General features: G+C 72.0%; 27 protein-coding genes. 16 read left to right on the plus strand and 11 right to left on the minus strand.

Translation table 11 applies throughout. From position 1 onward, the window contains the following. Positions 1-22 precede the first annotated feature (22 nt). From ACJ512_RS05225 to ACJ512_RS05255, 7 genes are all read right to left on the minus strand, one after another. Complete coding sequence (locus tag ACJ512_RS05225; protein ID WP_407688079.1) at positions 23-799, minus strand: ABC transporter permease; 777 nt, start codon at positions 797-799, stop codon at positions 23-25. Beyond that, a complete protein-coding gene (locus tag ACJ512_RS05230) occupies positions 796-1,458 on the minus strand; it encodes an ATP-binding cassette domain-containing protein (protein WP_407688078.1) in 663 nt (220 codons plus the stop codon). The genes ACJ512_RS05225 and ACJ512_RS05230 overlap by 4 nt, the downstream gene beginning before the upstream one ends. A gap of 51 nt (positions 1,459-1,509) precedes the next feature. Next, entirely contained in the window at positions 1,510-2,940 is a 1,431-nt protein-coding gene (locus tag ACJ512_RS05235) for a PecA family PE domain-processing aspartic protease (RefSeq protein ID WP_407688077.1), read from the minus strand. 135 nt (positions 2,941-3,075) lie between these two features. Next, entirely contained in the window at positions 3,076-3,684 is a 609-nt protein-coding gene (gene rfbC, locus ACJ512_RS05240; RefSeq protein ID WP_407688076.1) for a dTDP-4-dehydrorhamnose 3,5-epimerase, read from the minus strand. Next, complete coding sequence (rfbB, locus tag ACJ512_RS05245; RefSeq protein WP_407688075.1) at positions 3,681-4,676, minus strand: dTDP-glucose 4,6-dehydratase; 996 nt, start codon at positions 4,674-4,676, stop codon at positions 3,681-3,683. Before rfbB ends, rfbC begins: the two co-directional genes overlap by 4 nt. 28 nt (positions 4,677-4,704) lie before the next feature. Next, positions 4,705-5,571, minus strand: a complete 867-nt coding sequence (locus ACJ512_RS05250) for an LLM class F420-dependent oxidoreductase (protein WP_407688074.1) — start codon at positions 5,569-5,571, stop codon at positions 4,705-4,707. Then, positions 5,568-6,446 (minus strand): LLM class F420-dependent oxidoreductase, encoded by an 879-nt coding sequence (locus ACJ512_RS05255; RefSeq protein WP_407688073.1) that lies wholly within the window; start codon positions 6,444-6,446, stop codon positions 5,568-5,570. The genes ACJ512_RS05250 and ACJ512_RS05255 overlap by 4 nt, the downstream gene beginning before the upstream one ends. A gap of 274 nt (positions 6,447-6,720) precedes the next feature. Here ACJ512_RS05255 and infA point away from each other — a divergent pair, with 274 nt between their 5' ends. The 8 genes from infA to truA all read left to right on the plus strand — a co-directional run bounded on the left by infA (position 6,721) and on the right by truA (position 11,434). After that, on the plus strand, positions 6,721-6,942 hold the full coding sequence (gene infA / locus ACJ512_RS05260) for a translation initiation factor IF-1 (protein WP_003418601.1): 222 nt from the start codon (positions 6,721-6,723) through the stop codon (positions 6,940-6,942). A 44-nt stretch (positions 6,943-6,986) separates the two neighbouring features. Further along, positions 6,987-7,100: a 50S ribosomal protein L36 gene (rpmJ, locus tag ACJ512_RS05265; RefSeq protein WP_003919293.1), complete on the plus strand. Its 114-nt coding sequence runs from the start codon at positions 6,987-6,989 to the stop codon at positions 7,098-7,100. Between the two features lie 226 nt (positions 7,101-7,326). Continuing rightward, on the plus strand, positions 7,327-7,701 hold the full coding sequence (gene rpsM, locus ACJ512_RS05270) for a 30S ribosomal protein S13 (protein ID WP_369740391.1): 375 nt from the start codon (positions 7,327-7,329) through the stop codon (positions 7,699-7,701). 6 nt (positions 7,702-7,707) lie between these two features. After that, positions 7,708-8,127 (plus strand): 30S ribosomal protein S11, encoded by a 420-nt coding sequence (gene rpsK / locus ACJ512_RS05275; protein WP_407688072.1) that lies wholly within the window; start codon positions 7,708-7,710, stop codon positions 8,125-8,127. 13 nt (positions 8,128-8,140) lie between these two features. Next, positions 8,141-8,746, plus strand: coding sequence for a 30S ribosomal protein S4 (rpsD, locus tag ACJ512_RS05280; RefSeq protein WP_407688071.1), 606 nt, complete (start codon positions 8,141-8,143; stop codon positions 8,744-8,746). Between the two features lie 106 nt (positions 8,747-8,852). Continuing rightward, positions 8,853-9,896 carry a DNA-directed RNA polymerase subunit alpha gene (locus ACJ512_RS05285; protein WP_407688070.1) on the plus strand — a complete coding sequence of 348 codons (1,044 nt, stop codon included), beginning with the start codon at positions 8,853-8,855 and terminating at the stop codon, positions 9,894-9,896. A gap of 94 nt (positions 9,897-9,990) precedes the next feature. Then, positions 9,991-10,593: a 50S ribosomal protein L17 gene (rplQ, locus tag ACJ512_RS05290; protein WP_407688069.1), complete on the plus strand. Its 603-nt coding sequence runs from the start codon at positions 9,991-9,993 to the stop codon at positions 10,591-10,593. Continuing rightward, positions 10,574-11,434 (plus strand): tRNA pseudouridine(38-40) synthase TruA, encoded by an 861-nt coding sequence (gene truA / locus ACJ512_RS05295; RefSeq protein WP_407688068.1) that lies wholly within the window; start codon positions 10,574-10,576, stop codon positions 11,432-11,434. The genes rplQ and truA overlap by 20 nt, the downstream gene beginning before the upstream one ends. A 17-nt stretch (positions 11,435-11,451) precedes the next feature. Here the strand turns inward: truA and ACJ512_RS05300 are convergent, their stop codons facing one another. Together ACJ512_RS05300 and ACJ512_RS05305 are read right to left on the minus strand one after the other, a co-directional pair. Further along, on the minus strand, positions 11,452-12,153 hold the full coding sequence (locus ACJ512_RS05300; protein WP_407688067.1) for a cutinase family protein: 702 nt from the start codon (positions 12,151-12,153) through the stop codon (positions 11,452-11,454). Between the two features lie 76 nt (positions 12,154-12,229). After that, positions 12,230-13,141 carry a cutinase family protein gene (locus ACJ512_RS05305; RefSeq protein WP_407688066.1) on the minus strand — a complete coding sequence of 304 codons (912 nt, stop codon included), beginning with the start codon at positions 13,139-13,141 and terminating at the stop codon, positions 12,230-12,232. A 159-nt stretch (positions 13,142-13,300) separates the two neighbouring features. Here ACJ512_RS05305 and eccB point away from each other — a divergent pair, with 159 nt between their 5' ends. Continuing rightward, positions 13,301-14,683, plus strand: coding sequence for a type VII secretion protein EccB (eccB, locus tag ACJ512_RS05310; protein WP_407688065.1), 1,383 nt, complete (start codon positions 13,301-13,303; stop codon positions 14,681-14,683). Here the strand turns inward: eccB and mycP are convergent. Together mycP and eccD are read right to left on the minus strand one after the other, a co-directional pair. Next, entirely contained in the window at positions 14,598-15,896 is a 1,299-nt protein-coding gene (mycP, locus tag ACJ512_RS05315; protein WP_461479984.1) for a type VII secretion-associated serine protease mycosin, read from the minus strand. The two genes, eccB and mycP, sit on opposite strands and share 86 nt — an antisense overlap. Next, positions 15,893-17,230, minus strand: coding sequence for a type VII secretion integral membrane protein EccD (gene eccD, locus ACJ512_RS05320; RefSeq protein WP_461479985.1), 1,338 nt, complete (start codon positions 17,228-17,230; stop codon positions 15,893-15,895). The genes mycP and eccD overlap by 4 nt, the downstream gene beginning before the upstream one ends. Before the next feature lie 125 nt (positions 17,231-17,355). Between eccD and eccCb the strand changes: the two genes are divergently transcribed. The 7 genes from eccCb to glmM all read left to right on the plus strand — a co-directional run bounded on the left by eccCb (position 17,356) and on the right by glmM (position 25,638). Beyond that, complete coding sequence (eccCb, locus tag ACJ512_RS05325; protein WP_407689292.1) at positions 17,356-21,057, plus strand: type VII secretion protein EccCb; 3,702 nt, start codon at positions 17,356-17,358, stop codon at positions 21,055-21,057. After that, complete coding sequence (locus tag ACJ512_RS05330; RefSeq protein ID WP_407689291.1) at positions 21,054-22,265, plus strand: type VII secretion-associated protein; 1,212 nt, start codon at positions 21,054-21,056, stop codon at positions 22,263-22,265. The genes eccCb and ACJ512_RS05330 overlap by 4 nt, the downstream gene beginning before the upstream one ends. A gap of 48 nt (positions 22,266-22,313) precedes the next feature. Then, complete coding sequence (locus ACJ512_RS05335) at positions 22,314-22,631, plus strand: WXG100 family type VII secretion target (protein WP_407689290.1); 318 nt, start codon at positions 22,314-22,316, stop codon at positions 22,629-22,631. A 16-nt stretch (positions 22,632-22,647) separates the two neighbouring features. Next, complete coding sequence (locus ACJ512_RS05340) at positions 22,648-22,944, plus strand: WXG100 family type VII secretion target (protein WP_407689289.1); 297 nt, start codon at positions 22,648-22,650, stop codon at positions 22,942-22,944. Between the two features lie 226 nt (positions 22,945-23,170). Beyond that, positions 23,171-23,614 (plus strand): 50S ribosomal protein L13, encoded by a 444-nt coding sequence (gene rplM, locus ACJ512_RS05345; protein ID WP_369740367.1) that lies wholly within the window; start codon positions 23,171-23,173, stop codon positions 23,612-23,614. Continuing rightward, positions 23,611-24,147 carry a 30S ribosomal protein S9 gene (gene rpsI / locus ACJ512_RS05350; RefSeq protein WP_407689288.1) on the plus strand — a complete coding sequence of 179 codons (537 nt, stop codon included), beginning with the start codon at positions 23,611-23,613 and terminating at the stop codon, positions 24,145-24,147. Before rplM ends, rpsI begins: the two co-directional genes overlap by 4 nt. A gap of 153 nt (positions 24,148-24,300) precedes the next feature. Then, positions 24,301-25,638, plus strand: a complete 1,338-nt coding sequence (gene glmM, locus ACJ512_RS05355; RefSeq protein WP_407689287.1) for a phosphoglucosamine mutase — start codon at positions 24,301-24,303, stop codon at positions 25,636-25,638. Positions 25,639-25,643 lie beyond the last annotated feature (5 nt).

Raw genomic sequence — 25,643 nt, forward strand, 5'->3', positions numbered from 1 at the left:
AATTAACGAATTGTCAACCCGGTCAGGCGCGCCGGCCCAGCGCCAGCAGGCGGTGGTCGCGGGTGAACACCAGGCGCACCAGGCCGAGGGCGACCACGACGGTGGTGGCCGCGACCGACCCCAAAATGAGGAACATCACCACCGCCTGCACGAGCACGGCCTGCACGGGTGGGACTCCGGCCAGGATGAGCCCGGTCATGGCGCCCGGCAGGAACACCAGCCCGGTGGCTTTCGTGGTTTCGATCTGCGGGCTGATCGCCGAGCGCAACGCGACGCGCAGGTACGGTGCGGCGGCCTGCCGGGACGCTTGCCCGAGCGCGAGCCGGGCTTCGACCTCGTCGCGTTTGTCGCGCAGCTCGTCGACCAGGCGCCGGGCGACCAGCACCATGGCCGTCATCGAGTTGCCGATCATCATCCCGGCGATCGGGACCACGGTCCGCGCCTGCAGGGGGAACACCCGCAGCCCGAAGATGACCCCCAGCGTGATCGCGGCGGCCGCGGTGAACGCGACGATCGCCAGTGCCGCCAACCGGGGCACCTCCGGCGCGCGGCGGCGGGCGACGTCCCCGGCGTAGGCGACCATGCCCGCGATCCACGCCCACGACCACCACAGCGAACGGCCCGGCTCGAACAGCAACGTCAGCGCGCCGCCCACGAGCAGCAGCTGGACCAGGGCGCGCGCCGCCGCCCACAGCACCTGCCGCTCCAGGCCGAGTCGTTGCCACAGTGACACCGCCGCCGCCACGGCGACCAGCGACAGCGATGTCGCCAGCCCGACCCACCCGACCTGCCCGTTCACCGCGTCGCCGGTCCCACGCCCAGGCAGCGGCCCGCTTCGATGCGCAGCACTCGGTCGGCGGCGCGGGCGGCCTGCGCGGCGTCGTGGGTCACCCAGATGGCCGGGATGCCGTCGCGGTCGGCCAGATCGCGCACCGCGCGCTCGATCACGCGGGCCGCCTCGGCGTCCACCGCGGAGGTGGGTTCGTCGAGCAGCAGCACCTGGGGTCGCGCCATCAGGGTGCGGGCCAGGCACATGCGCTGCGCCTCCCCGCCCGACAGCGCGCCGGCGTCGCGGTCCAGCCACGAGCCGGTCAGGGCGACGCGCTCCAGCGTCTCGCTCATCCGCGCGTCGGAGGCGCCCGGGTCGGCGACCCGCAGGTTGTCGGCCACGGTGCCGGGGAACGGCGTCGGACGCTGGAAGCACATGCCCACCCGGCGTCGCAACACCAACGGGTCGAGTTCGGCGATATCGTTGCCGCAGAACAACACTCGCCCTCTGGTCGGCAGTTCCAGCCGGTTGCACAGGCGCAGCATGGTCGACTTGCCCGCCCCGGACGGCCCGAATATGGCCGTCACGCCCCGGCCGGGCACCGCGGCGGCGAAACCGTCCAGCGCCCGCACCCCGTCGCGCTCCACGACGACGTCGACGAATTCGAACACCGGCGGCTGGTCCACCACGACAGCTTCTCATCCGTCCCGGGCGGGGGCGGGGCCGGCGAGGCCGGTGGGTCAGGTGTCGAAGGAGATCGACCCGCCGGGGGAGGTGTAGGAGAGGTAGATCGGGTCGTCGAGGAAGGGGGTGACACCGGTGTTGAAGTCGCCGCCGGCCGCGCTCGAAACCACGGACACCTGTTGGGAGGCGGTCGTCGTGCTGTACAGCAGCGTCCCACTGCTGTTGTAGACCGAGATCTGGGTTCCGGGCTGCACGTACCCGTAGGCGTTGGTGGGCGGGTTGAGCGCGGTCGGGACGGACCCGTACAGGCCGCCGGAATCGATGAACGCGTCACCGGTCGACTGCACGGTTCCGCCGTTGATCTGCACGTCCAGGGTGGTCACCGGCGCCCCGGTCACGGACCCATAGGACGGCAGCGGGTTTGCCCCGAAGTCCATCAACCCGCCGGGTTCGTCGAGCAGCACGCCCCGGCCGAGGCTGCCGGGCAGCGCCGTCACCGGGCTCGTGCTCAGCGGACCCCCGGCGTTCACCCCGACGCCCAGGATGGCGGGCGCCTGCGACGCCGAGTAGGTGTAGCCGTTGGACACCACGGAGGTGACCACGGCCACGGTGGTCGGCGACGTGACGTACCCGTTGCCGAAATTGATTGTCGCGCTGTAGGTGTCGTAATACTCGGTCAGGTAGTTCCCGGGCTCCCCGTAGGTGACGCTGCTGAACCCCGTGATCGCGCCCAGGCTCTGCGCGTCGACATCCTGGGGCGGCACGATGAGACCCATCGAGCCGGTGTCGACGATCACGGGCACGCTGGGGCCGCCGGCGATGGAGACGTCCGCGATCAGGCGCCCATTCTGGTAGGACAGCGGCACAGAGGTCACCGGAACGGTCGGGCCGGCCGCACCGGCGACACCGCTTGCGCCGAACAACAATCCGCCCCGGCCGGCGGCGCCGCCGGCGGCGTTGGGCCCGCCCGTCCCGCCGCTTCCGCCGTTGCCCCACAGCCCGGCGGACCCGCCGGCACCCCCGGTCGCCCCGAGCGCGGTGCTGTTCCCGCCGTTTCCGCCGTTGCCGTAGAGGATTCCGCCGGCCTGGCCGGCCGTCCCCACGCCCTGGGCGTTGGTGTAGCCGTTGGCGCCGTTGCCGATCAGCGGCCGTCCGAGCAATGTGTTGGTGGGCGCGTTGACCAGGTTCAGCAGCAGCTGCTGAACGCTGGCCGCCTCGGTGTGGGCATAGCCGGCCGCGGCCGCCTGCAGGGCCTGCACGTGCTGGTCGAGGAACGCCGCGGCGCGGGCGCTCGCCGCCTGGAACCGCGCCGCGTGCAGGGAAAACACCTCTGCGGCCATCGTCGACACCTCATCGGCGGCGGCCGACAGGATTGTTGTCGTGGGTGCGGCGGCCGCCGCGTGGGCCGCATCGAGTGTGGAGCCCAGAGTCGCCAGATCGTCTGCCGCGTCGGCCAGGAATTCCGGCACCGCCATCACTACCGACATCTGACCCCTCCAGCGCCGTTGCCATCGAGCTGTCGCCCCCCGAATCGGCGATGCACGGATGGTAGATCTTGGCGTCGGCGAAATTAACGGAAATAGCCGGTTTTCACGGGTGTGCCCGGTCGGCGCCGGGCGCGGTTACCCGCTGCGCAGGCTGTCGATGAAGGCCCGGCTCTCCGCCCAGGTGGGCAGTACCCCGGATGCACGAACCTCGTCGAAGCTCGGGGCCGCAGCATCCCGGTCCGACAGGCTGGGCGCAGCCCCGTCGACCAGCGGCCAGTCGATCGCCAGCACCGGATCGGTTGCGCAGATGGTGTGCTCGCGCTGCGGGTTGTACTCGGAGGAGCACAGGTACATGATCGTCGAATTGTCTTGCAGGGCAAGAAAACCGTGTGCCAGTCCTTCGGAGATGTAGATGGTGCGGCGTTCGGAGTCGTCGAGCAGGACCGAGTCCCATTTCCCGAACGTCGGTGAGCCCAGCCGGACGTCGACGACGACGTCGAACACCGAGCCCCGCACGCACGTCACATATTTGGCCTGGCTCGGGGGCACCTGGGCGAAGTGCAGGCCGCGCAGCACACCGGCCGAGGAGACCGAGCAGTTGGCCTGCCGGACGTCCAGGCGGTGACCGGCGAAGCCGGTGAAGTCGCGGTCCTTGAGCCATTCGAAGAACAGCCCGCGGGAGTCGCCGTGGATGGTCGGGGTGATCTCCCACGCGCCGGGGATGTCGAGCTCGCGAACCTTCACTGACCACGCTCCTCGTAGCGGGCTTCGGCGCCGTCCTTGAGCGGCCGCCACCACGATTCGTTCTCGCGGTACCAGTCGATGGTGGCTTGCAGGCCCGCCTCGAAGTTGGCATGCTTGGGCGCCCAACCCAATTCGTTGTACAACGACGTAGGGTCGATGGCGTAGCGCACGTCGTGGCCCGCGCGGTCGGGGACGTGGTCGAAGTCGTCGGGGTCGTGTCCCATCATCTGCAGGATCGTGCGCATCACCGTCAGGTTGTCGCGCTCGCCCTCGGCGGCGATCAGGTAGGTGCGGCCGTTCTCGCCCTTGTCCAGGATCCGTCGCACCGCGCTGTTGTGGTCCTCGACGTGGATCCAGTCCCGGACGTTGGCGCCGGCGCCGTACAGCTTCGGGCGGCGCCCGGTCAGCACGTTGGTGATCTGGCGCGGGATGAACTTCTCCACGTGCTGATACGGCCCGTAGTTGTTGGAGCAGTTGGAGATCGTCGCGCGCACCCCGTAGGACCGCACCCAGGCCCGGACCAGCAGGTCGCTGGCGGCCTTGGTCGCGGAGTAGGGGCTCGACGGGTTGTACGGCGTGGACTCGGTGAACCGCTGCGGCTCGTCGAGTTCCAGGTCGCCGTAGACCTCGTCGGTGGAGATGTGGTGCAGTCGCACTCCGTGCCGTCGCACCGCCTCGAGGATGACGTAGGTACCCACCACGTTGCTCTGCAGCGACGTGCCCGGGTCTTCCAGTGAGTTGTCGACGTGGGTCTCGGCGGCGAAGTGCACCACCGCGTCGGACTCGGCGACCAGCCGGCTGACCAGCTCGGCGTCGCTGACGTCACCTTCGACGAACCGGATCGAGTCCTCGACGCCGGCCAGCGACTCGCGCCGGCCGGCGTAGGTCAGGGCGTCGAGCACCGTCACGGAATCCTCGGGGTGTTCGCGCACGGTGGCGTGCACGAAATTGGCGCCGATGAAGCCGGCGCCGCCGGTGACCAGTAGCCGCATGGCCTAAGACCCTAGCCCAGGGGGCGGCTCAGTTGGGGGGAGTCAGCCCCAGCGGTCCGGCCAATTCGGTCAGCGCGGGCAGCAGGGTTTCTTCGTTCCAGCCACCCAGCACCTGGATCGCCACGTGATCGGCACCGGCCTCCAGGTGTTCGACCAGGCGTTGCACGACGGCCTCGGGGCTGCCGTGGGCCACCACCGCGTCGATGAGCCTGTCGCTGCCGGGCTTGCGGACGTCGGCCTCGGTGAAGCCCATCCGCAGCCAGTTGTTGACGTAGTTGCTCAGGCCCAGGTAGTGCTCGAGGAAGCGGCGGCCGACGTCGCGGGCTTCTTCGGCGTCGGTGCTGAGCACCACCTTGTGCTCGGGGGCCAGGAACACCGAATTGCCGAGCAGCTCGCGCGCCTTGGCCGTGTGCTCGGGCGTGGTCAGGTACGGATGGGCGCCGGCGCTGCGCTCGGCCGCCAGCCGCAGCACCCGCGGCCCGAGCGCCGCCAGGACCCGGCGGCTGGTCGGCACGACGGCCGCGTCGAGTGCGTCCAGGTAACCCACCAGCGCGTCGTAGGGCTTCACGTACTCCCGGGTGTGCTCGGGGTGACCCACCCCGACGCCCAGCAGGAACCGCCCCGGGTAGGCGCCCTCGATGCGCTGGAAGGACGCGGCGACCTCGGGCGCGGGCGCCGACCAGATGTTGACGATGCCGGTGGCCAGTTGCAGCGAGGTGGTCTGCGACAGGGCCGGCTCGACCCAGGACAGGTCCGCGTCCGGCGATCCGCCGATCCACGCCGCGCCGTAGCCGAGCGATTCGATCGCCCCGGCCAGCTCGGGCGTGATCGACCGGGTGGGAAGCCACACGCCGAACCGGCCCAGCTCGGGTTTGAGTGAAACCGCCTCGGTCATCTAAGTCCCCCTTCTGTCCCGCCCGTCAGCCCGAGCGGCCCGGCCAGTTCGGCGAGCGCCGAGACCAGGTTTTCATCTTTGGTCAGGACCTGCACGGGAACATGGTCTGCCCCCGCGTCGAGGTGCTCGCGCAGCCGCGCCGCGATCTGTTCCGGCGTGCCGTAGGCCACCAGGGCGTCGACGAGGCGGTCGCTGCCCGGGCGGGTGACTTCCTCCTCGGAGAAGCCCAGCCGCTTCCAGTTGTTGCGATAGTTGGCGAGATTGAAGTAGATGTCGAGCGCCCTGCGCCCCACCGCGCGGGCCTTCTCGGGGTCGGTGGTCAGCACCACCTTGTGTTCGGGCGCCAGGAACGCCTCCGGAAAGCCCGAGGCGCCGATCAGTTCGCGGGCCTGCGCGGTGTGCTCGGGGGTGGTGAGGTAGGGATGCGCCCCGGCGCTGCGTTGGGCGGACAGCTTCAGCACGCGCGGGCCCAGGGCCGCCACCACCCGGCGGTCGGCGGGCACGCCGTGCGCGTCGAGCTTGTCCAGATACTCCACCAGCGCGTCGTAGGGCTTGCGGTATTCGGTGTGCGCCTCGGGGTGGCCGACGCCGATCCCCAGCAGGAAGCGCCCGGGGTAGGCGGCATCGATGCGGTGGAACGACTCGGCCACCGGTGCGGCGGCCGCCGTCCAGATGTTGACGATTCCGGTGGCCACCTGCAACGTGGTGGTGGCCGCCAGGATCGGCTCCACCCAGGCCAGCTCGGCGGGTGGGGAACCGCCGACCCAGACGGCGCCATAGCCGAGGGCTTCGATGTCCTTGGCCTGCTGTGGCGTGACGCCGCGTCCGAACGATCCGAACCTGCCTAAGTCGGGCTTGCTCGCTGCATCGGTCATGGTGTGTGGAACCGGGGGTGCGGTGCCGCTATTCCGGCGCGGCGGGAGCGCCCGGTCGGTGATCCCGCTAATATGCCCCGGCGGGATTTTGGCTCAGGCTCGATTTCCGGGTATCGTAGATCAACGGTGCGACTTTCGCGCCGGCTTTCTGCGTGCCCTGTCCTAGGAATTTCCTGTCACCGGCTCACGTTTGAAGACCGGGTGACGCTGCGCCGATGCGGGCGGACCGAGAAGCCACCTGAAGACGATTAAAGACGAGGATTTCTGAGAAGTTATGGCCAAGAAGGACGGTGCCATAGAGGTCGAGGGCCGCGTGGTCGAGCCCCTGCCCAATGCGATGTTCCGCATTGAGCTGGAGAACGGCCACAAGGTGCTCGCCCACATCAGCGGCAAGATGCGGCAGCACTACATCCGCATCCTGCCCGAGGACCGGGTGGTGGTGGAGTTGTCTCCCTATGACCTGTCCCGGGGCCGCATCGTGTACCGGTACAAGTGAGCAAGCCCGAAACCACAGGAACGACAGAACAGGATCGACCAGCCGTGAAGGTGAACCCGAGCGTGAAGCCCATCTGTGACAAGTGCAGGGTGATCCGCCGGCATGGGCGGGTCATGGTGATCTGCCCCGATCCGCGCCACAAGCAGCGGCAGGGCTAGTGGCGATCGCCAGCGCGGCGTAGCCGGGCGAAGCGGGTCGCCACCATGTACCCGGCCACCCGCGATCACAACTGAATGCAGACCTCCCAGCACCAGTGAGCCGCTGGCATCTTCAGAGATGGGCGGCTCATCCACGCCCGGACGGAGGCCGGGCCCCACCCCGAACTGTCGGGGCCGGGAACGGGCTGGGACCAGACCTCCGCCGAAAAAAGAGGAAACGCCACCTATGGCTCGACTAGTAGGCGTCGATCTGCCGCGCGACAAGCGCATGGAGATCGCGCTGACCTACATCTACGGCGTCGGCCGGACCCGCTCGAACGAGATTCTGGCGGCCACCGGCATCGACAAGGACCTGCGCACGCGGGACCTGACCGACGACCAGCTGACCCACCTGCGTGACTACATCGAAGCCAACCTGAAGGTGGAGGGCGACCTGCGCCGCGAGGTGCAGGCCGACATCCGCCGCAAGATCGAGATCGGCTGCTACCAGGGCCTGCGGCACCGCCGCGGCCTGCCGGTGCGCGGCCAGCGGACGAAGACCAACGCGCGGACCCGCAAGGGCCCCAAGCGCACCATCGCAGGCAAGAAGAAGGCCAGGTAGAACCCGATGCCACCAGCAAAAAAGGCGCAGGCGAGCTCCCCCAAGAAGGGGCAGAAGACCCGGCGGCGGGAAAAGAAGAACATTCCGCACGGCGCCGCTCACATCAAGAGCACCTTCAACAACACGATCGTGACGATCACCGACCCGCAGGGCAACGTCATCGCCTGGGCGTCGTCGGGCCACGTCGGCTTCAAGGGGTCCCGGAAGTCGACCCCGTTCGCCGCCCAGCTGGCCGCCGAGAACGCGGCGCGCAAGGCGCAGGAGCACGGCGTGAAAAAGGTCGACGTTTTCGTCAAGGGCCCGGGTTCGGGCCGGGAGACGGCGATCCGGTCGCTGCAGGCCGCCGGTCTGGAGGTCGGCGCGATCTCCGACGTCACCCCCCAGCCGCACAACGGCTGCCGTCCGCCGAAGCGCCGTCGGGTTTAGGAGAGAAAAGCAGATGGCTCGTTACACCGGACCCATGACCCGCAAGTCGCGCCGGCTGCGCACCGACCTCGTCGGCGGCGACCAGGCGTTCGAGAAGCGTCCCTATCCGCCCGGCCAGCACGGCCGCGCGCGGATCAAGGAAAGCGAATACCTGCTGCAGCTGCAGGAGAAGCAGAAGGCCCGTTTCACCTATGGGGTGATGGAAAAGCAGTTCCGGCGCTACTACGAAGAGGCCGTGCGGCAGTCCGGTAAGACGGGCGAGGAGCTGCTGCGGATCCTGGAGAGCCGGCTCGACAACGTCGTCTACCGCGCCGGGCTGGCCCGCACCCGCCGGATGGCCCGCCAACTCGTCACGCACGGGCACTTCAGCGTCAACGGCGTGCATGTCGACGTGCCCAGCTACCGGGTCTCCCAGTACGACATCATCGACGTGCGGGACTCCTCGCTGAACACGGTGCCGTTCCAGATCGCGCGGGAGACCGCGGGTGACCGCCCGATCCCGAGCTGGCTACAGGTCGTGGGGGAGCGCCAGCGCATCCTGGTCCACCAATTGCCGGAGCGGGCGCAGATCGAGGTGCCGCTGACCGAGCAGTTGATCGTCGAGTACTACTCGAAGTAGAGCCTCCCGCACCACCGGGTGCGGGTACCCCGGAGCCGCGGCCGCGGCGACGGACCACCTGAGCGGCATCAAATAGCGGGTGCCGAGAAGGAGAAGAAGAGACACCATGCTGATCTCACAGCGACCCACCCTGTCCGAGGAAGTCGTCGCCGACAACCGGTCCCAGTTCGTCATCGAACCGCTGGAGCCCGGATTCGGTTACACCCTGGGCAATTCGCTGCGCCGCACGCTGCTGTCGTCGATCCCAGGCGCGGCCGTCACCAGCATTCGCATCGACGGTGTGCTGCACGAGTTCACCACCGTGCCCGGCGTCAAGGAAGACGTCACCGAGATCATCCTGAACCTCAAGAGCCTGGTCGTGTCGTCGGAGGAGGACGAGCCGGTCACGATGTACCTGCGCAAGCAGGGCCCGGGCGCGGTCAACGCGGGTGACATCGTGCCGCCGGCCGGCGTCACCGTGCACAACCCCGAGATGCACATCGCGACGCTGAACGACAAGGGCAAGCTCGAGGTGGAGCTGGTCGTCGAGCGGGGCCGCGGCTACGTCCCGGCGGTGCAGAACCGCGCCTCCGGCGCCGAGATCGGCCGCATCCCGGTCGATTCCATCTACTCGCCGGTGCTCAAGGTGACCTACAAGGTGGACGCCACCCGTGTCGAGCAGCGCACCGACTTCGACAAGCTGATCCTGGACGTCGAGACCAAGAGCTCGATCAGCCCCCGCGATGCGCTGGCCTCTGCCGGCAAGACCCTGGTCGAATTGTTCGGCCTGGCACGCGAACTCAACGTCGAGGCCGAGGGCATCGAGATCGGGCCGTCGCCCGCCGAGGCCGACCACATCGCGTCGTTCGCGCTGCCGATCGACGACCTGGACCTGACCGTGCGGTCCTACAACTGTCTCAAGCGCGAGGGTGTGCACACGGTCGGCGAGCTGGTGAGCCGCACCGAGTCGGACCTGCTGGACATCCGCAACTTCGGCCAGAAGTCCATCGACGAGGTCAAGGTCAAGCTGCACCAGCTGGGTCTGTCGCTCAAGGACAGCCCGGCGAGCTTCGACCCGTCGGAGGTCGCGGGTTACGACGTCGCCACCGGCACCTGGTCCAGCGAGGGCACCTACGACGACCAGGACTACGCCGAAACCGAACAGCTCTAACGGCCGTCCGGTGACGATGCGGCCGGTCATCGGCCGCCGAGGAGCCGGACGAAATGGCTGCAGTGAGATTTTCATCTAGACAGGAGCGTCAGCAATGCCCAAGCCCACCAAGGGTCCGCGCCTCGGCGGGTCGTCGTCGCACCAGAAGGCCCTCCTGGCCAACCTGGCCACATCGCTGTTCGAGCACGGCCGGATCAAGACGACGGAGCCGAAGGCGCGCGCGCTGCGGCCCTACGCGGAGAAGCTGATCACCCACGCCAAAAAGGGCACGCTGCACAACCGTCGAGAGGTCCTCAAGAAGATCCGCGACAAGGACGTGGTGCACGCCCTTTTCGAGGAGATCGGACCCTTCTTCGCCGACCGCGACGGCGGCTACACCCGCATCATCAAGGTCGAGGCGCGCAAGGGTGACAACGCGCCGATGGCCGTCATCGAACTCGTGCGGGAGAAGACCGTGACCTCCGAAGCCGACCGGGCACGTCGGGTCAAGGCCTCGAAGAGCCAGGAGACTCCGGTGGCGGCCGCCGCGGCGCCGCAGGCGGCGGTCGAGCCGGAGGAAGCGGTCGGACCGACGGCCGAGGAAGTCTCGGCGCCCGTGGCGTCGCCCGAGGCCGGCGAGACCGCAGCCGCCCAAACCGAGGCGCCCGCGGCCGGGGAGGCCCCCGCCGACGAGTCCGATGAGGCCGCCGACAGTTAGCGACGAGGTCCGTCTGCGGCTCGACATTGCCTACGACGGAACCGAATTCGCGGGCTGGGCGGCACAGGTTGGTCAACGCACCGTCGCCGGGGTTCTCGACGAGGCGTTGACGACCGTCTTCCGCACACCGGTGCGGCTGCGCGCCGCCGGCCGCACCGACGCCGGGGTCCACGCAAGCGGGCAGGTAGCGCACGCCGATGTGCCCGTCGTCGCCCTCGCGAACGCCGAGTCGCGCTCCCGGCGGGCCGGCGAGCCGGAGTTCCTGCCGTTGCTGCGGCGGCTCGGCCGGTTCTTGCCTCCCGACGTCCGCGTGCTCGAAATCGTCCGTGCACCCTCGGGTTTCGACGCCCGCTTCTCGGCCCTGCGCCGGCACTACCGTTACCGGTTGTCCACGGCGCCCTACGGTGCGGAGCCGTTGCAGGCTCGCTACGTCACCGCCTGGCCGCGCGCCCTGGACCTGGAGGCGATGGCCACCGCGTCACGAGACTTGCTGGGACTGCACGACTTCGCGGCGTTCTGCCGTCACCGCGACAACGCCACCACCATCCGCGACCTGCAGCGGCTCGAGTGGTCGCGTGCGGGCCACCTGGTCACCGCGCACGTCACCGCCGACGCGTTCTGCTGGTCGATGGTGCGGTCGCTCATCGGGGCGCTGCTGGCCGTCGGCGAACATCGCCGCCCCGCCTCCTGGTGCCGCGACCTGCTGACCGCCACGGCGCGCTCCAGCGAATTCGCGGCCGCGCCGGCGCACGGGCTGACGCTCGTCGGCGTCGACTATCCGCCCGACGACCAGCTGGCCGAACGGAATTCGATCACCCGCGGCATGCGTACCCGCGGCTGAACCGGCGCGCACCGCGGCTACAGCTTGGCGGCGACGAAGCTGGCAGCCTGATCCACCAGGCCGGAATCGATGTACGAGGGCTGGAAATGCGACGGCCAATTGGTGCCGTTCGAGCAGATCGGGTCTCCGGGTGCGCACTGATCGATCGTCTTGCCGGCGAACGCGGGACTGAAATCGCGCAGGGGCCCGAGGATTCGGCGGGTGCCGTTGCCGAACAGCGCGACGGCCGCGATGTGATCGGCCATCGCCGGTGGGAGGGGATTGGTGAACCCGAAGGCCGGTTGGGTCACCGCGACCACGAGGTCGGTGGCCGCGGCGCCCAGCGAGTAGCCGCCGAGCACCATGCGGGTCTTCGGGCAACTGCGCGCCGTGGACTGGACGTGCGCGCTCATGTCGTCGGCGCCCGTGGCGGGGCTGATGTCGGCGGGATAGTTCACCCCATACGACGCGATCGGCATCTTCGGCACCTTGGGGCGCAGCGCGTTGACGAACGCGTTGCCGACGTAGCCGGGGCCCGGTGGCTCCTCCCGGCCCCGCGCGAAGACCACCTCGGCGGCCGGGCAGGGCGACGCCGCCGCCGGCCCCGGCGCCACCGCAGCCGCGATCAGGCAGGCCGGGCCGACCAAAGCGGCGCCCAAAAGACTCGCCAGCCGGCCGGACGCATTCGGCCTGCTGCCCGAACTGCATTGGAGCAGAGGGGCACCCGCGCGAAGCCGCATGGGCCGATGGTAACGATGCGACCGGCCGGGTCAGCCGATCACCGCCGACGGTTCCAGAATTGTTATCGACGCAGCGTCAGTAGACGACGTCCACCAGGTCGGGCGCGCGTGGCGGCGAGGACGACTGGGACGGCGGGGGCACATTGTCGTGGATGGACGGGCCCGATCCCGGCGGCAGCGGCCCGGCCGGTGTCTGCGGCCCGGGCGCCTGCGGGGAACCGCCGGGCGCCTGCGGGCCGAAGACCGGGACCTGCGGGCCGAACCCGGGCACCTGCCGGCCCGTCCCGGCCAGCAGCTTGGACGCCACGAAAGCCGCCGCCTGGGTGGTGTAGACCGGGACATAACCCTCGGTGTGTCCGCTCCACTCGTTGCCGGGGCCCGCGTGGCAGATCGGGTCGGTGGGGTTGCACAGGTCGATCACCTTGGAACCGAACAGGGAACTCTGGGCCGCCAGCGAGCGGCCGGAGCGGTCGGCCACGTCGCCGAAGACGGCGACCGCCGCGACGTCGCCGGCGTACTGGGGCGGTAGCGCGCTGCCCCAGTTGATGCCGCCGATGGGGACCCCGCTCACGATGTCGATGACGTCGGCGCCCTGCGAGTAGCCACCCAGCACCAGCTTGGTGGTGGGGCACGACGACATGAAGGACTTGACGTGCGAGATGACGTCGTTGGCGCCGTCCCCGGTGTGGATCTGCAGCTTGCTGGCGTTGTAGTTCACCGCGTACGTCCCGATGTCCAGACCGCCGGTCTGCTGGCGCAGCGAGTCGACGAACGCTTCGCCGACCCGCCCGATGCCGGGGGGTTCGTTGGTTCCGCGGGCGAAGATGACCTGCGCGTCCGGGCAGCTGTCGGCTGAGGCGACGGGGACGGCGCCGGGCGTGCTCAGCAGCCCCGCGGCGCCGGTCAGAACGGCGGCTCCCAGGCCCACCCAGCGACCCCCCGACCGCGCGCCGGCCGCCCGAGGGCCACGTGTGCGGTGCGAAAACATGCGCCAATATTAGCCCTAACCAGGCCAGACGACACCTCGGCGGCTGTGGATGAACTGTGCGCGGGCACCGGCACACGGGCTACCGTGAGGCCCCACGGATCCGGGACGGATCGGAAAGAGACACGGACGGGGGAGGGCGGCGGGGTGGCGGGCCGGTCGATGACGGCGCTGCAGGTCAGCGGTTACCGCTTTTTGCTGCACCGCGTCGAGCGCGCCCTGGTGGGGGGCCGGTCGTTTGCGGCGCAGCCGGCGCCGCTGACCCTCGGCTGGGTTCTGGCGGCGGTCGCCGTGGCCGGCTGCGCCGTGTTGGCCCTGCTGCGGCCGCAGGCGGGGTTCGACCAGGCGCGGATCGTGGTGGCCCGGGAGTCCGGGGCGCTGTACGTCCGCGTAGGCGACACCTGGCATCCGGTGCTCAACGCAGTGTCGGCGCGGCTGATCGCCGGCGCCGGCACCGGCCCGCGGCTGGTGTCCGAGGCGGACCTGCGTCACACCAAACGCGGCCCTCTGCTTGGCATTCCGGGCGCCCCGACGCTCATCGGAGCGGTGCTGCCCGCGGCGGAGTCGGTGTGGGCGGTCTGCGACGGCCGGGGGCCCGGCGGCGAGGCCACGACGGTCGTCGTCGGACCCACCGACGCCTCGGCCGCCCGTCGCCTGGGCGACGGGCAGGCCCTCCTGGTCGCACCCGGCCCGGGCCCACCCGCCTACCTGCTCTACGGGGGGCGCCGGGCCGTTGTCGACCTGACCGACGCCGCCGTGGTGCGGGCGCTCAGGCTGGAGGGCCGAGCGCCGCGGGCCGTCTCCCGGTGGTTGCTGGACGCCGTCCCGGAGGCGCCGCCGATCACGGCGCCGCGGATCGCCGGAGCGGGCCGTCCCTCGGCGGGCCTGCCGGGTTTTGCGGTCGGCGATGTGCTGCGCATCACACGCGGGGACGGTGACGAATATTACGCGGTCCTGCCCGCCGGGGCTCAGCGCATCGGCCGGGTGGCCGCGGATCTGCTGCGTCTCGGCGACTCGCACGGGATGGCCGAGGTCCGCACGGTGCCACCCGACGCGATCCGCGCCGCTCCGATCGTGACGACGCTGCCGGTGGGCGGCTTCCCCGACCGGGCACCGGATCTGGCCACCGCCGCCGGCACGGTGTGCGTCGCGCAGGACCCGGCCGCGCCCGCCGGCGGCGTCGGCTTCCTGACGGCGGATCGCCTCCCGCTGCCGTCCGGGCAGGAGCCGGTGACGTTGGCCCAGGCCGACGCGGGCGGTCCCGCGCTGGACGCGGTCTATCTGCCGCCGGGTCGCAGCGCCTACGTGCGGGCCGGCCGGGACGCCGACCGATACCTCGTCACCGATACCGGGGTGCGCTTCGCCGTCCCCGACGACGACGCGGCGCACGACCTCGGCCTTCCGGCGGCGGTTCCGGCGCCGTGGCCGATGGTGGCGGCGCTGCCGTCGGGACCGGAACTCAGCCGGCGCGCGGCGTCGGTGGCCCGGGATGTCGGCGTCGGGTCCGGGCGGCCCGCGCAGCAGGCGCGCCGGCCAGCGCGATGAGGCAGATCGCCGCGCCGCCCAGCGCGGTGTTGCGCGCGTCCCGGTTCGGGGACGCCGTCGGGGCGGTGGCCGGCACCGCCGACGGTGCCGCGGTGGCCGCGGCGCCGGGCGGGCCGGAGTCGGTGCTGACCGCGGCCAGGGCATCGACCGTCCCGTGACCGACGAGCGGGTCGCGCCCGGCGGGCGGGTGGTGCGCGGTCGACTCGATGCGCCGCATCACCTGCCGCGCGGTCAGCGCCGGAAAGCGGGCCCGGATCAATGCCGCCACCCCGCTGACGATCGGCGCGGCGAAGCTGGTGCCCGACACCGTGCACCCGAGCGGGCTCACCCGCTCACCGGTCGCGGCGACGTCCACCCAGGGGCCGGCCAGCGTGAACGGCGAGGGCGCTCCCGCGGCGTTCACCGAACCGACCGTCAGGACGTAGTCGTCGTACCAGGCCGGACTGACCGCGACCGTGGCGGTGTCCCAGGTGGCGTCCGGTTCCTGGGTGGGACACTGCCCCGGGCCGCCGGTGTTGCCCGCCGCGGCGACGACGACGGCGTTCTTGACGTCGACGGCGTAGGCCAGCGCGGCGCCCAGCGCCCGGTCGTCGAGCACCGAGGAGGCCGGAACGCAGGCGACCGCGGAGATGTTGATCACCGAGGCGCCGAGATCGGCGGCCGTGCGGACGGCTTTGGCCAGCGTGTCGACGTCCCCGACGCCGGGGCGGGACCGGTCCGCGGCAGGGGCGAACTTGGCGCTGGACTGGCGGATGGCGATCACGGTGGCATCGGGTGCGACCCCGCCTGCGCCCGCGGAATCCGTTGCGGCGGTGATCATCGCGGCCACCAGCGTGCCGTGTGCGTCGCAGTCACGGGTACCGTCGCCGGTGGACACGTAGTCGCCTCCGGGCACCACGGCGGGCAGCCGGGGGTGCGGGGAGACGCCGGTGTCGATCACCGCGACGCGTTGACCCGCCCCGCGGGTGAGCCGCCAGACCCGCGGCAGGTCGAGGTCGGCGAGCGGGTCGGCGGCCGGGGCGGGACCGCTGGTGAGCGGCGCGCAGACGTCGCGCTGCGCGGTCGGCGCCGGCGGTGCCGGCGGTGCCGGCGGCGGCAGCCACCTGTCGTCGACCTGCGGCGGCGAAACCGCATGGGCGGTGGGCGTCCCGAACTGACACAGCCCCGCCAGCGCCGCAACCGCCAGCAGGCGCCCGGCAAGAGCCGGCGTCACCGGACGTGGATTCCGCGAACGGCGCCGTAGACGCCGCAGATCCAGCACGCGAGCGGCGCCATGGCCAGCAGCGCAAGCCATTCCAGCAGCCCGAGGCCACGGCACAGCGGGGGCGGCAGCGACAGGTCGGGGACGGCGAACCCCAGACACAACGCCCCGGCGGCCAGCAGCGCCGCGGCCGCGGCGATGAACGGTCCCCGATCGGGCGCGCCGACCGCCGTAGCGGCGAATACCGCTGCGAGGACGACGAACCCGGCGACGGCCGGCGGCAACGCCCGCCTGGCGTCGATCTCCCTGGCCCTCGACAACAGCAGCGCCCCGGTGACGGCGGCAAAGACCAGGCGGGCCAGGCGCGGTCCGCCGGCCAGCGCGGTGACCACGGCACCGAGGGCGGCCGAGGCGGAGAACGCGCCGGCCAGGCTGGTCGCCCAGCGGTCGGCGCGGACCGCCCCGGCGGCCACCCGGTCCCCGTCGGGTGCGGCGGCATCGAGGCGCGGCGACAGGCCTGCCGCCACGATGGACATCCGCCCCGAGGCTTCCAGCAGGCCGAGGGATGCCAGCGCGGACACCGCACCGATCGCCGATGGCGGGGCCCCGGTCAGCACACCCACGCACGCGGCGGCGGCGACGACGATCGCCACGCCCGCCAGCGCGGTCAAACCGGCTGTGCCGCTGGTCGATACGCGCATCGACAGCACCGACGCGACCCCGGCCGTCGTCGCTGCCAGCAACACGCCCGGCGCGCCCGGGGGGCCGGGAACAGCGAGGAATCCGGCGACCGCGGCGAACAGGGTGGCGATCACGCCCAGCGCGAGCCCGGCCGTGGGGTCCCGGTCCGCCCGGCGGGCGAGCACCGCGGACAGTCCGGCGATCGTGCCGGCCACGGCGGCCGTTCCGGCGGGTACGGTGCCGCAGAACGCGTTCCGGATGAGCGCGAGGCCCCCGACGCCGGCCAGGACGACCGCCGCGACGGCACCCGCGGTGCGGGCCGCGTGGCGGCCGTCGGGCCGGCCTGCCGCGCCGAGCGCGGCCGAGACCGCCTCGGCGAGGTCGTCGTGGCGCGGCGCCGGCGGCGGCGGGGCGCACTGGCTGAGCACCAGAACGGCACCGTCGTGGATGCCGTTGTGCGCCAGCGTGCTTGACCCGGGCAGCGCGGGCAGCCCCGGTGGGGACAACCGGTAGCGGGTCGCCTCCACTGCGCCGGCGGGGCCACCCATGATGTCGACGATCGACGGGATGAGGGCGGCCACGGGCACGTGGGCGGGCAACGTCAGGTCCGCCGCGGCGGCACCGGCGTGCACGCACACCCGGCACAACTCGTCGGATGCAGGCAACGTGCGTCCCCTTCGCTCGAATCACCGGCACGTTAACCGGTTTCCGGTTGGGCCGGTGTCCGGCTGTCCACAGGTGACTTGCCGCCGGACGCGCGGCTGCCTACCGTCCCCGGGCGTGGGCCGCGATGACGCGTGATTTTGTGCCCCCGCCGCGGCGTCCGCCGCCGGCGGTCGCGGCGGCGGACATCGTGGTCGAGGCCCCGCCCGACCTGCCGGCCCCCGCGTCGCAGGGTCCGCTGCTGCGCCTGCTCCCGCTCGTCGCCTCGCTGGCGGCCGCTGGAGCCATGGCGGCGTCGTCGCTGTCGGGGTGGGGCGGGGGCCGCGCCCCGGTGTTTCTGGCGTTGCCCGCGATGATGCTGCTCTCGACCGTGGCGACGGTGACCGCCGGGCGGGGGCGCCGCGGCGATATCGACGCGGCCCGCGCCGCCTACCTCGAACATCTGAGCAGCCTGCGCCAGTCCGTGGCCGAAATCGCAGCGGCACAACGCTTCTCCGAACGCTGGCGTCATCCCGACCCGGACACGTTGTGGACGATGACCGGCGGCCCGCGGATGTGGGAGCGGCGCCCGGCCGACGCCGACTTCTGCCTGGTCCGGGTCGGCGTCGGTGCCCGGCCGCTCGCCGCCCGCCTGGTGGTCGGGCAGCCACCGCCACGCGGAGCCGCCGACCCGGTGACCACCGCGGCCATGCGGCGATTCGTCGAGACCCATGCGATGGTCGCCGACGTGCCGATCGCGATCGGGTTGCGAGCCGGTGCGACCCTCACCCTCGAGGGTGATCCGGCGGCGGTGCGGGGACTGCTGCGCGCCATGATCTGCCAGCTGGCGGTGCTGCATCCCCCGGATCGACTGCTGATCGCGGCCGCGGTCGGCGACCGCCGCCGCGCGCACTGGGAGTGGCTGAAGTGGTTGCCCCACAACGGGCATCCCGCCGAAACCGATGCGTTGGGGCCTGCCCGCATGGTGTACCCGAGTGTTGCCGGGGCGCTGGCGGCACTGGGCGGCCTGCGGGGCGCGGCGCGGGCGGTGCTGATCGTCGAACTCGACGAGCGCGCCGACGCGGCACCGGGCGTTGTCGTCATCGCGGTCGGCGGCGGCCGCGACGGCGCACCCGTGTCGATAGTTCAGGCCGGCGAGACGGATGCCGTGACGCGTCCCGACCGGCTCGACCCGGTGGAGGCGATGACATGCGCGCGCCGGCTGGCGGCCTACCGGGTCGGGGCCGACGGCCGGGCCGTGGGGTCCGGATGGCCGGCGCTGGCGGGAATCGGCGACATCGGGGGATTCGATCCGATGCCGTTGTGGAGCGGCGCAAGTGGTCGTGAGCGGCTGTGTGTTCCCCTCGGCTGTGCGGCCGACGGCACGCCGCTGCGGCTCGACATCAAGGAGCCCGCCGACGGCGGCGTCGGCCCGCACGGCCTGTGCGTGGGGGCCACCGGATCGGGCAAGTCCGAACTGCTGCGCACCGTCGCGCTGGGCATGATGGCGCTCAACTCACCGGCTTCGCTCAACCTGCTCCTCGTCGACTTCAAAGGCGGCGCAACCTTTCTCGACATGGCACGCGCCCCGCACGTGGCCGCGGTCATCACCAACCTGGCCGACGACGCGCCGCTGGTGGCGCGGATGCGCGACGCGCTGGCCGGCGAGATGAACCGCCGCCAGGAGCTGTTGCGGTCGGCGGGGTGTGGCAGCGCCGCGGCCTACGAACGGGCCCGGGCCGGCGGTGCCGCGCACAGCGCGCTGCCGTCGTTGTTCGTCATCGTCGACGAATTCTCCGAACTGCTCGGCCGCCATCCCGACTTCGCCGACACCTTCGTCGCGATCGGCCGGGTGGGGCGCTCGCTGGGCATGCATCTGCTGCTGGCCAGTCAGCGCCTCGAGGAGGGCAGGCTGAGGGGCCTGGAGGCCCACCTGTCCTACCGGCTGTGCCTGAAGACGCTGTCCCCCGGGGAGTCCCGCCTGGTGTTGGGCACGTCCGCCGCGTTCGAATTGCCGAACACGCCCGGCGCGGGCTACCTGCGCGCGGGCAGCGGCGAGCCGGTCCGTTTCCAGGCCGCCTTCGTGTCGGGGCCGGTGCGGACGGAGCCGGCGCCCGACGTGCCGGCCGCGGCGGCGGCGACGGTGCGCCCGTTCGGCACCCGGGCGGCCGGACCGGTGGCGCGTGTCGCGGCGTCCGGCGGCGCGCCGGCGCCGACGGTGTTGCACGCGCTCGTGGACCGGTTGTCGGGGCACGGGCCGCCCGCGCACCGGGTGTGGTTGCCTCCGTTGGGCCCGCCGCCGGCGCTGGCCACCCTGCTGCGCGCGGCCCCACTGCATGCCCTGACGGTTCCCATCGGCCTGGTCGACCGGCCGCTGCAGCAGCGCCGGACGCCGCTGCTGGCCGACTTGTCCGGGGCCGCAGGCAATGTGGCGGTCGTCGGGGCGCCCCAATCTGGCAAGTCGACGGCGTTGCGCACACTGATCACCGCGTTGGCCGCCACCCACGATCCGTGCGAGGTTCAGTTCTACTGCCTGGATTTCGGCGGCGGGGCGCTGGCGGCGCTGCACGACTGGCCGCACGTGGGTGCCGTCGCGGGCAGGGCCGAGCCGCGACTCGCGGCCCGCGTGGTCGCCGAGTGCGAGTCGGTGGTGCGGTCGCGGGAGGCCTTCTTCGGCGAGCACCGCATCGACTCGATCGCCCGGTATCGCCGGCTGCGTGCGCAGCGCGCGGCACCGCGGGGCGATCCGTTCGGCGACGTGTTCCTGGTGATCGACGGCTGGGGGGCCCTCCGGCACGAGCTCGAGGAGCTGGAAGCGCCGATCACCGCCCTTGCCGTCCAAGGGCTTTCGTTCGGCGTGCACGTGGTGCTGTCGGCGGCCCGGTGGGCCGACGTCAGGCCGTCGCTGCGGGACCAGATCGGCACCCGCATCGAGTTGCGGCTCGGCGACCCCGCCGACTCCGAGCTCGACCGCAAGGCCGCCCAGCACGTGCCCCGCGACAGGCCGGGCCGCGGCCTCTCGCCCGACGGCCTGCACATGGTCATCGCCGTGCCCGGCGACGAGATCCCGCACGGCGACTCGTCGGCGCCGCCCATAGCGCTGTTGCCTTCGCAGGTGGACCATCACGCCGTCGTGACCGGTGCGGGTGCCGTGCCCCGGGCGAGCGTCCTGATCGGCATCGAGGAGCACCGATTGCAACCGGTGGTGGTCGATTTCGAACGGCATTCGCACCTGCTGGTCCTCGGGGACAGCGAGTGCGGAAAGACCGCCGCCCTGCGCGTGCTGTGCCGGGAGCTCGCGCGGACCGCGAGCGTGGCCGAGGCGCACCTGCTGATCGTCGACTTCCGTCGCGCGCTGCTGGGCGCGGTCGAGACGGGGCACGTGGGCGGCTACGCCGCCTCGCCGGCGACGCTGGCCGCGCTGCTCCCCGGGTTGCTGGACCGGCTGCGGCGGCGGATGCCCCCCGCGGATGCGACCCAGGAGCAGCTGCGGGCCGGGTCGCGGTGGTCCGGGCCGGACATCTACGTGCTGGTCGACGACTACGAACTGGTCGCCGCGCCGTCGGGCAACCCGCTGGCCGGGCTGGTCGAATACCTGCCCCATGCAAGGGATTTGGGGCTGCATCTGGTGCTCGCGCGGCGCAGCGGGGGCGCTGAGCGCGCGTTGTTCGAGCCGCTGCTGGCGGGCCTGCGCGATCTGGGTTGCGCGGAACTGAGGATGAGCGGATGCCCCGGCGACGGCGCGCCGTTCGGTTCCGGCCGACCGGTGCGGTTGCCGCCGGGGCGCGGGGTGCTGGTCGCCCGGCCCGGTGACGAACAGCTCATCCAGGTGGCCTGGAGCCCGCCGTGAGCGCGCACCTCGCGATCATCGAGGCGGGGCCCGGCACCGTGCGCCGGTTATGTTGTGCAGCAGACGGTTCGGCTGCGACAAAGGTCACGGCGGCGGCCCTGGGGGCGATCGACGACCCGGTGGCGCTGGTCGGGGAGCGGCCGGTGGGCGTCGACGCGCTGTGGCGCGCTGCGCTGCGGTCGGCGCTGTGCCCGGAGGCCGGGGAAGCGCTGGTGCTCGTGCACCCGTCGTGGTGGTCGCCGGCGCGCATCGGCGTGGTCAGCGCGGCCGCGGGGACGCTGGCCGCCGACGTGCGGGCACGCCCGCGGTCGTGGCTGTTGGCCAGGGCGGCCACGGGCGCGGCGGCGGTGGTGGAGATCACCGAGCGGTTGGTGGTGATCACCGGGGCCGAGGTGGTGGCGATACCGCGCGCGACGCGGCGGCACCGCCTGGCCGAGGAGGTCGCGGCGGTGCTCGCCGGGACGACGGGCACCGTGGTCCTCGACGCGCCGGGGGGCGTCACGGGGGCGGCGGCGCTGGCGAAGTCGATCGCCGAGGCGGCGCGCGGTGGCGGGCGCGCGGTCGTCCACGTCGACGACGTCCGCCTGGCCCGCCTGGCCCGGTCGATTGAACCGGCCCCGGCCCGCGCCCCCCGGAACCGGGTCGCGCGCTCGGGCGGGGGCTCAGGTCCGCGGGCGCGGTTGCGCGCCGGGTTCACCGCCGCCGCCGTCGTGCTGGCCGCGGCGGCCCCGGCGGTGGCCCCGGGCGGACGTCACGCCGCGACACCCGCGCCCGCCGCGGCCCCGACGCTGCTGGTGGAGGGCAGGGTGGCCCTGTCGGTTCCGGCCGGCTGGCCGGCCCGGCGCGTGGTCGCCGGCCCGGGTTCGGCGCGGGTGCAGGTCACCTCGCCGTCCGATCCCGAGGTCGCGCTGCACATCACCCAGTCCCCGGTGCCCGGCGAGGCGCTCAGCGGCGCCGCCGAGCGGCTGAAGCGGGCCATCGACGCCGAGCCGGCCGCGGTGTTCGTTGACTTCGATCCGTCGGGCACCAGCGCGGGCCGCCCCGCGGTCACCTACCGCGAGGTGCGCGCCGACCATCACGTGCGGTGGACCGTGCTGCTGGACGGCGAGGTCCGGATCAGCGTCGGGTGCCAGAGCCGGCCCGGTGGCTATGACGCCGTGCGCGACGTGTGCGAGCGGGCGGTCCGCTCCGCGCATGCGATCGGATGATCGGGAACCCGGTGGAACCGCAAGCGGCCCGCCGCCGTCGAACCTGATATGACGACCTCCAACGCCCTGAGCGCCGACTTAGACCTGATGCGCTCGGTCGCGGCCACGACCGACACCCGTAACGAAGAGCTGCGCGCGATGCTGCAGGCATTCATCGGCCGCATGGGCGGTGTCCCGCCGTCGGTGTGGGGTGGGCCCGCGGCGGCGCGGTTCAAGGAGGTGGTGGATCGCTGGAACGCCGAGTCGGTACGGCTGCACCACGTCCTGCACGCCATCGCCGAGACCATCCGCCACAACGCGACCGCCCTGCAGGAGGCCGCCGAACACCACGCCCACCGCGTCGCCGCCTCCGGCGGACACCTGTGACCGGAGAGGAGTAGCCGTGGACCCGGTGCTGTCCTACGACTTCGGCGAAATCGAATACGCCGTGCGGCAGGAGATCCACGCCACGTCGGCAAGGTTCAATGCTGCGCTGGAGGAATTGAGGTCGCAGATCGCCCCGCTGCAGCAGCTGTGGACCCGCGAAGCGGCGGCCGCCTATCAGGCGGAGCAGCTGAGGTGGCATCAGGCGGCGAGCGCGCTCAACGAGATCCTCGTCGACCTCGGCAACGCGGTCCGCGACGGCGCCGAGGAGGTGGCCGACGCCGACCGCCGGGCCGCCGGCATCTGGGGGCGGTAGCCGTCGCGCCCGCGCAGGCTGCTGTGTGGTCCCGGCGGAGGAGAGCCGCCGGGACCACACAGCGATTTTGACCTGCGGGGACGTCCGTCGGTAAGCTGCTCCGTTGGCGTGCGGTAACGCCGGGGCCTCGGGTCAATGTCGGTCGCCGAGACCAGCCCCACCGTGTGACGCCTGACCGGCACCCGGGTTGCACCGGGATCCACCCCGAGAAGAGAAGGTAAGCGCTGTGCCCACTTATGCGCCGAAGGCGGGTGACACCACGCGGTCGTGGTATGTCATCGACGCCACGGACGTGGTGCTTGGCCGTCTTGCCGTCGCGGCAGCCACCCTGCTGCGCGGCAAGCACAAGCCGACGTTCGCCCCCAACGTCGATGGCGGAGATTTCGTCATCATCATCAACGCCGACAAGGTCGGCATCGGCCCCGAGAAGCTGCGCGACAAGCTGGCTTACCGCCACTCGGGATATCCCGGTGGCCTGCGCAAACGCACCATCGGCGAGCTGATGCAGAAGCACCCCGACCGCGTCGTCGAGAAGGCGATCGTGGGCATGCTGCCCAAGAACAAGCTCAGCCGGCAGATCCAGCGCAAGCTGCACGTCTACGCCGGCCCGGAGCACCCCCACGCCGCGCAGCAGCCGGTTCCGTTCGAGATCAAGCAGGTGGCCCAGTGACCGAGACGACCGAAGCCCTGGAAGAAGCCACAGAAGCCACCGAAGCCACGGAGGCCACGGCGGCGCCGGAAGCCCCGGCCGAGGTCCCGGAGACCCCCGAGGCCGTCGGGGCCGCCGGGGTGCCCGCCGCCGACTCCTACGTGTTCGAGCGGCCCATCCAGACCGTCGGCCGCCGCAAGGAGGCCGTGGTGCGGGTGCGCCTGGTGCCCGGTACCGGCAAATTCGACCTCAACGGGCGCAGCCTGGAGGCCTACTTCCCCAACAAGGTGCACCAGCAGCTGATCAAGGCCCCGCTGGTCACCGTGGACCGCGCGGAGAATTTCGACATCTTCGCCCACCTGACCGGCGGCGGGCCGTCGGGCCAGGCCGGTGCGCTGCGGCTGGGCATCGCCCGGGCGCTGATCCTGGCGTCGCCGGAGGACCGCCCCGCGCTGAAGAAGGCGGGCTTCCTGACCCGCGATCCGCGTGCCACCGAGCGCAAGAAGTACGGCCTGAAGAAAGCGCGTAAGGCGCCTCAGTACAGCAAGCGCTGATTCGGCGGTCACTTTCTGGCCGCGAAGCGGCATCTCGCACGAGACGTTGTGCGCGTCTTTCGGCGTGTCTGCGCGCTGTCGTGCGCGGTTTCGGTCAGAAAGGAACGGGCACGTTAGGTGCTGGACCGTCCAAACTGTGAGAGGTTTGTCCGCATGGGTCGACTATTCGGCACCGACGGTGTTCGTGGGGTCGCCAATCGCGAGTTGACCGCCGAGCTGGCGTTGGCGCTGGGCATGGCCGCAGCCGGGCACCTCGCGCGGCCGGGCGGACCCGGCCGGCGGGTGGCCGTGGTGGGCCGGGATCCCCGCGCCAGCGGGGAGATGCTGGAGGCCGCGGTGATCGCCGGGCTGACCTGCCAGGGTGTCGACGCGCTGCGGGTCGGGGTGCTGCCCACCCCGGCCGTGGCGTACCTGACCGGTGCCTATGACGCCGACTTCGGCGTCATGATCTCGGCGTCGCACAACCCGATGCCCGACAACGGCATCAAGGTGTTCGGTCCCGGCGGCCGCAAACTCGACGACGACAGCGAGAACCGGATCGAGGAACTCCTCGCCGCCGGGCCGGGGGTGCGGCCGGTCGGTGCGGGGATCGGCCGGGTGCTCGACGCCGAGGACGCCGCGGACCGCTACCTGCGCCACGTCGGTAAGGCCAGCACGCTGCGGCTCGACGGGCTGACCGTGGTCGTCGACTGCGCCCACGGGGCTGCGTCGGCGACTGCACCGACCGCGTACCGCGCGGCGGGTGCGCGGGTCATCGCGATCAACGCCGAGCCCAACGGGCTCAACATCAACGACGGTTGTGGGTCCACGCACCTGGACGCGCTGCGCGCGGCGGTCGTCGCGCACGGTGCCGACCTCGGCCTGGCGCACGACGGGGACGCCGATCGGTGCCTGGCCGTCGACGCCGGCGGACACGTCGTCGACGGCGACGCGATCATGGTCGTGCTCGCGCTGGCGATGCAGGAGGCCCGGGAGCTGGTGTCCGACACGCTGGTCACCACCGTGATGAGCAACCTCGGGCTGCACCTGGCCATGCGTGCGGCCGGCATCACCGTGCGCACGACCGGCGTCGGCGACCGTTACGTGCTGGAGGAGTTGCGCGCCGGCGACTACAGCCTCGGCGGAGAGCAGTCCGGCCACATCGTGATGCCCGCGCTGGGCTCCACCGGAGACGGCATCGTCACCGGTCTGCGATTGATGACCCGCATGGTGCAGACCGGCGCCCCGCTGGCCGACCTCGCCGCGGCGATGCGGACGCTGCCCCAGGTGCTGATCAACGTCGAGGTGGCCGACAGGGCCACCGCCTCCGCGGCGCCGTCGGTGCAGGCCGCGGTCGAGGCGGCCACGGCCGAGCTGGGCGAAACCGGCCGAATCCTGTTGCGGCCCTCCGGAACCGAGCCGGTGATCCGCGTCATGGTCGAAGCGCCGGCCAAGGAGGTCGCCGAGCGGATCGCCGCCCGGGTCGCGGAAGTGGTCGGCGCCGCGAGCTGATTCTC

The sequence above is a fragment of the Mycobacterium cajalii genome (assembly GCF_045809005.2).
In the GTDB taxonomy this organism is placed as follows: domain Bacteria; phylum Actinomycetota; class Actinomycetes; order Mycobacteriales; family Mycobacteriaceae; genus Mycobacterium.

Excerpts from the sequence above, each read along its gene's own strand:
- ACJ512_RS05235 (WP_407688077.1), bottom strand. The coding sequence starts at position 2,940 with ATGTCGGTAGTGATGGCGGTGCCGGAATTCCTGGCCGACGCGGCAGAC.
- rfbB (WP_407688075.1), bottom strand. The coding sequence starts at position 4,676 with ATGCGGCTACTGGTCACCGGCGGCGCCGGCTTCATCGGCGCCAATTTC.
- ACJ512_RS05250 (WP_407688074.1), bottom strand. The coding sequence starts at position 5,571 with ATGACCGAGGCGGTTTCACTCAAACCCGAGCTGGGCCGGTTCGGCGTG.
- ACJ512_RS05255 (WP_407688073.1), bottom strand. The coding sequence starts at position 6,446 with ATGACCGATGCAGCGAGCAAGCCCGACTTAGGCAGGTTCGGATCGTTC.
- infA (WP_003418601.1), top strand. The coding sequence starts at position 6,721 with ATGGCCAAGAAGGACGGTGCCATAGAGGTCGAGGGCCGCGTGGTCGAG.
- rpsM (WP_369740391.1), top strand. The coding sequence starts at position 7,327 with ATGGCTCGACTAGTAGGCGTCGATCTGCCGCGCGACAAGCGCATGGAG.
- rpsK (WP_407688072.1), top strand. The coding sequence starts at position 7,708 with ATGCCACCAGCAAAAAAGGCGCAGGCGAGCTCCCCCAAGAAGGGGCAG.
- rpsD (WP_407688071.1), top strand. The coding sequence starts at position 8,141 with ATGGCTCGTTACACCGGACCCATGACCCGCAAGTCGCGCCGGCTGCGC.
- ACJ512_RS05285 (WP_407688070.1), top strand. The coding sequence starts at position 8,853 with ATGCTGATCTCACAGCGACCCACCCTGTCCGAGGAAGTCGTCGCCGAC.
- rplQ (WP_407688069.1), top strand. The coding sequence starts at position 9,991 with ATGCCCAAGCCCACCAAGGGTCCGCGCCTCGGCGGGTCGTCGTCGCAC.
- truA (WP_407688068.1), top strand. The coding sequence starts at position 10,574 with ATGAGGCCGCCGACAGTTAGCGACGAGGTCCGTCTGCGGCTCGACATT.
- ACJ512_RS05300 (WP_407688067.1), bottom strand. The coding sequence starts at position 12,153 with ATGCGGCTTCGCGCGGGTGCCCCTCTGCTCCAATGCAGTTCGGGCAGC.
- ACJ512_RS05305 (WP_407688066.1), bottom strand. The coding sequence starts at position 13,141 with ATGTTTTCGCACCGCACACGTGGCCCTCGGGCGGCCGGCGCGCGGTCG.
- eccB (WP_407688065.1), top strand. The coding sequence starts at position 13,301 with ATGACGGCGCTGCAGGTCAGCGGTTACCGCTTTTTGCTGCACCGCGTC.
- eccCb (WP_407689292.1), top strand. The coding sequence starts at position 17,356 with ATGACGCGTGATTTTGTGCCCCCGCCGCGGCGTCCGCCGCCGGCGGTC.
- ACJ512_RS05335 (WP_407689290.1), top strand. The coding sequence starts at position 22,314 with ATGACGACCTCCAACGCCCTGAGCGCCGACTTAGACCTGATGCGCTCG.
- glmM (WP_407689287.1), top strand. The coding sequence starts at position 24,301 with ATGGGTCGACTATTCGGCACCGACGGTGTTCGTGGGGTCGCCAATCGC.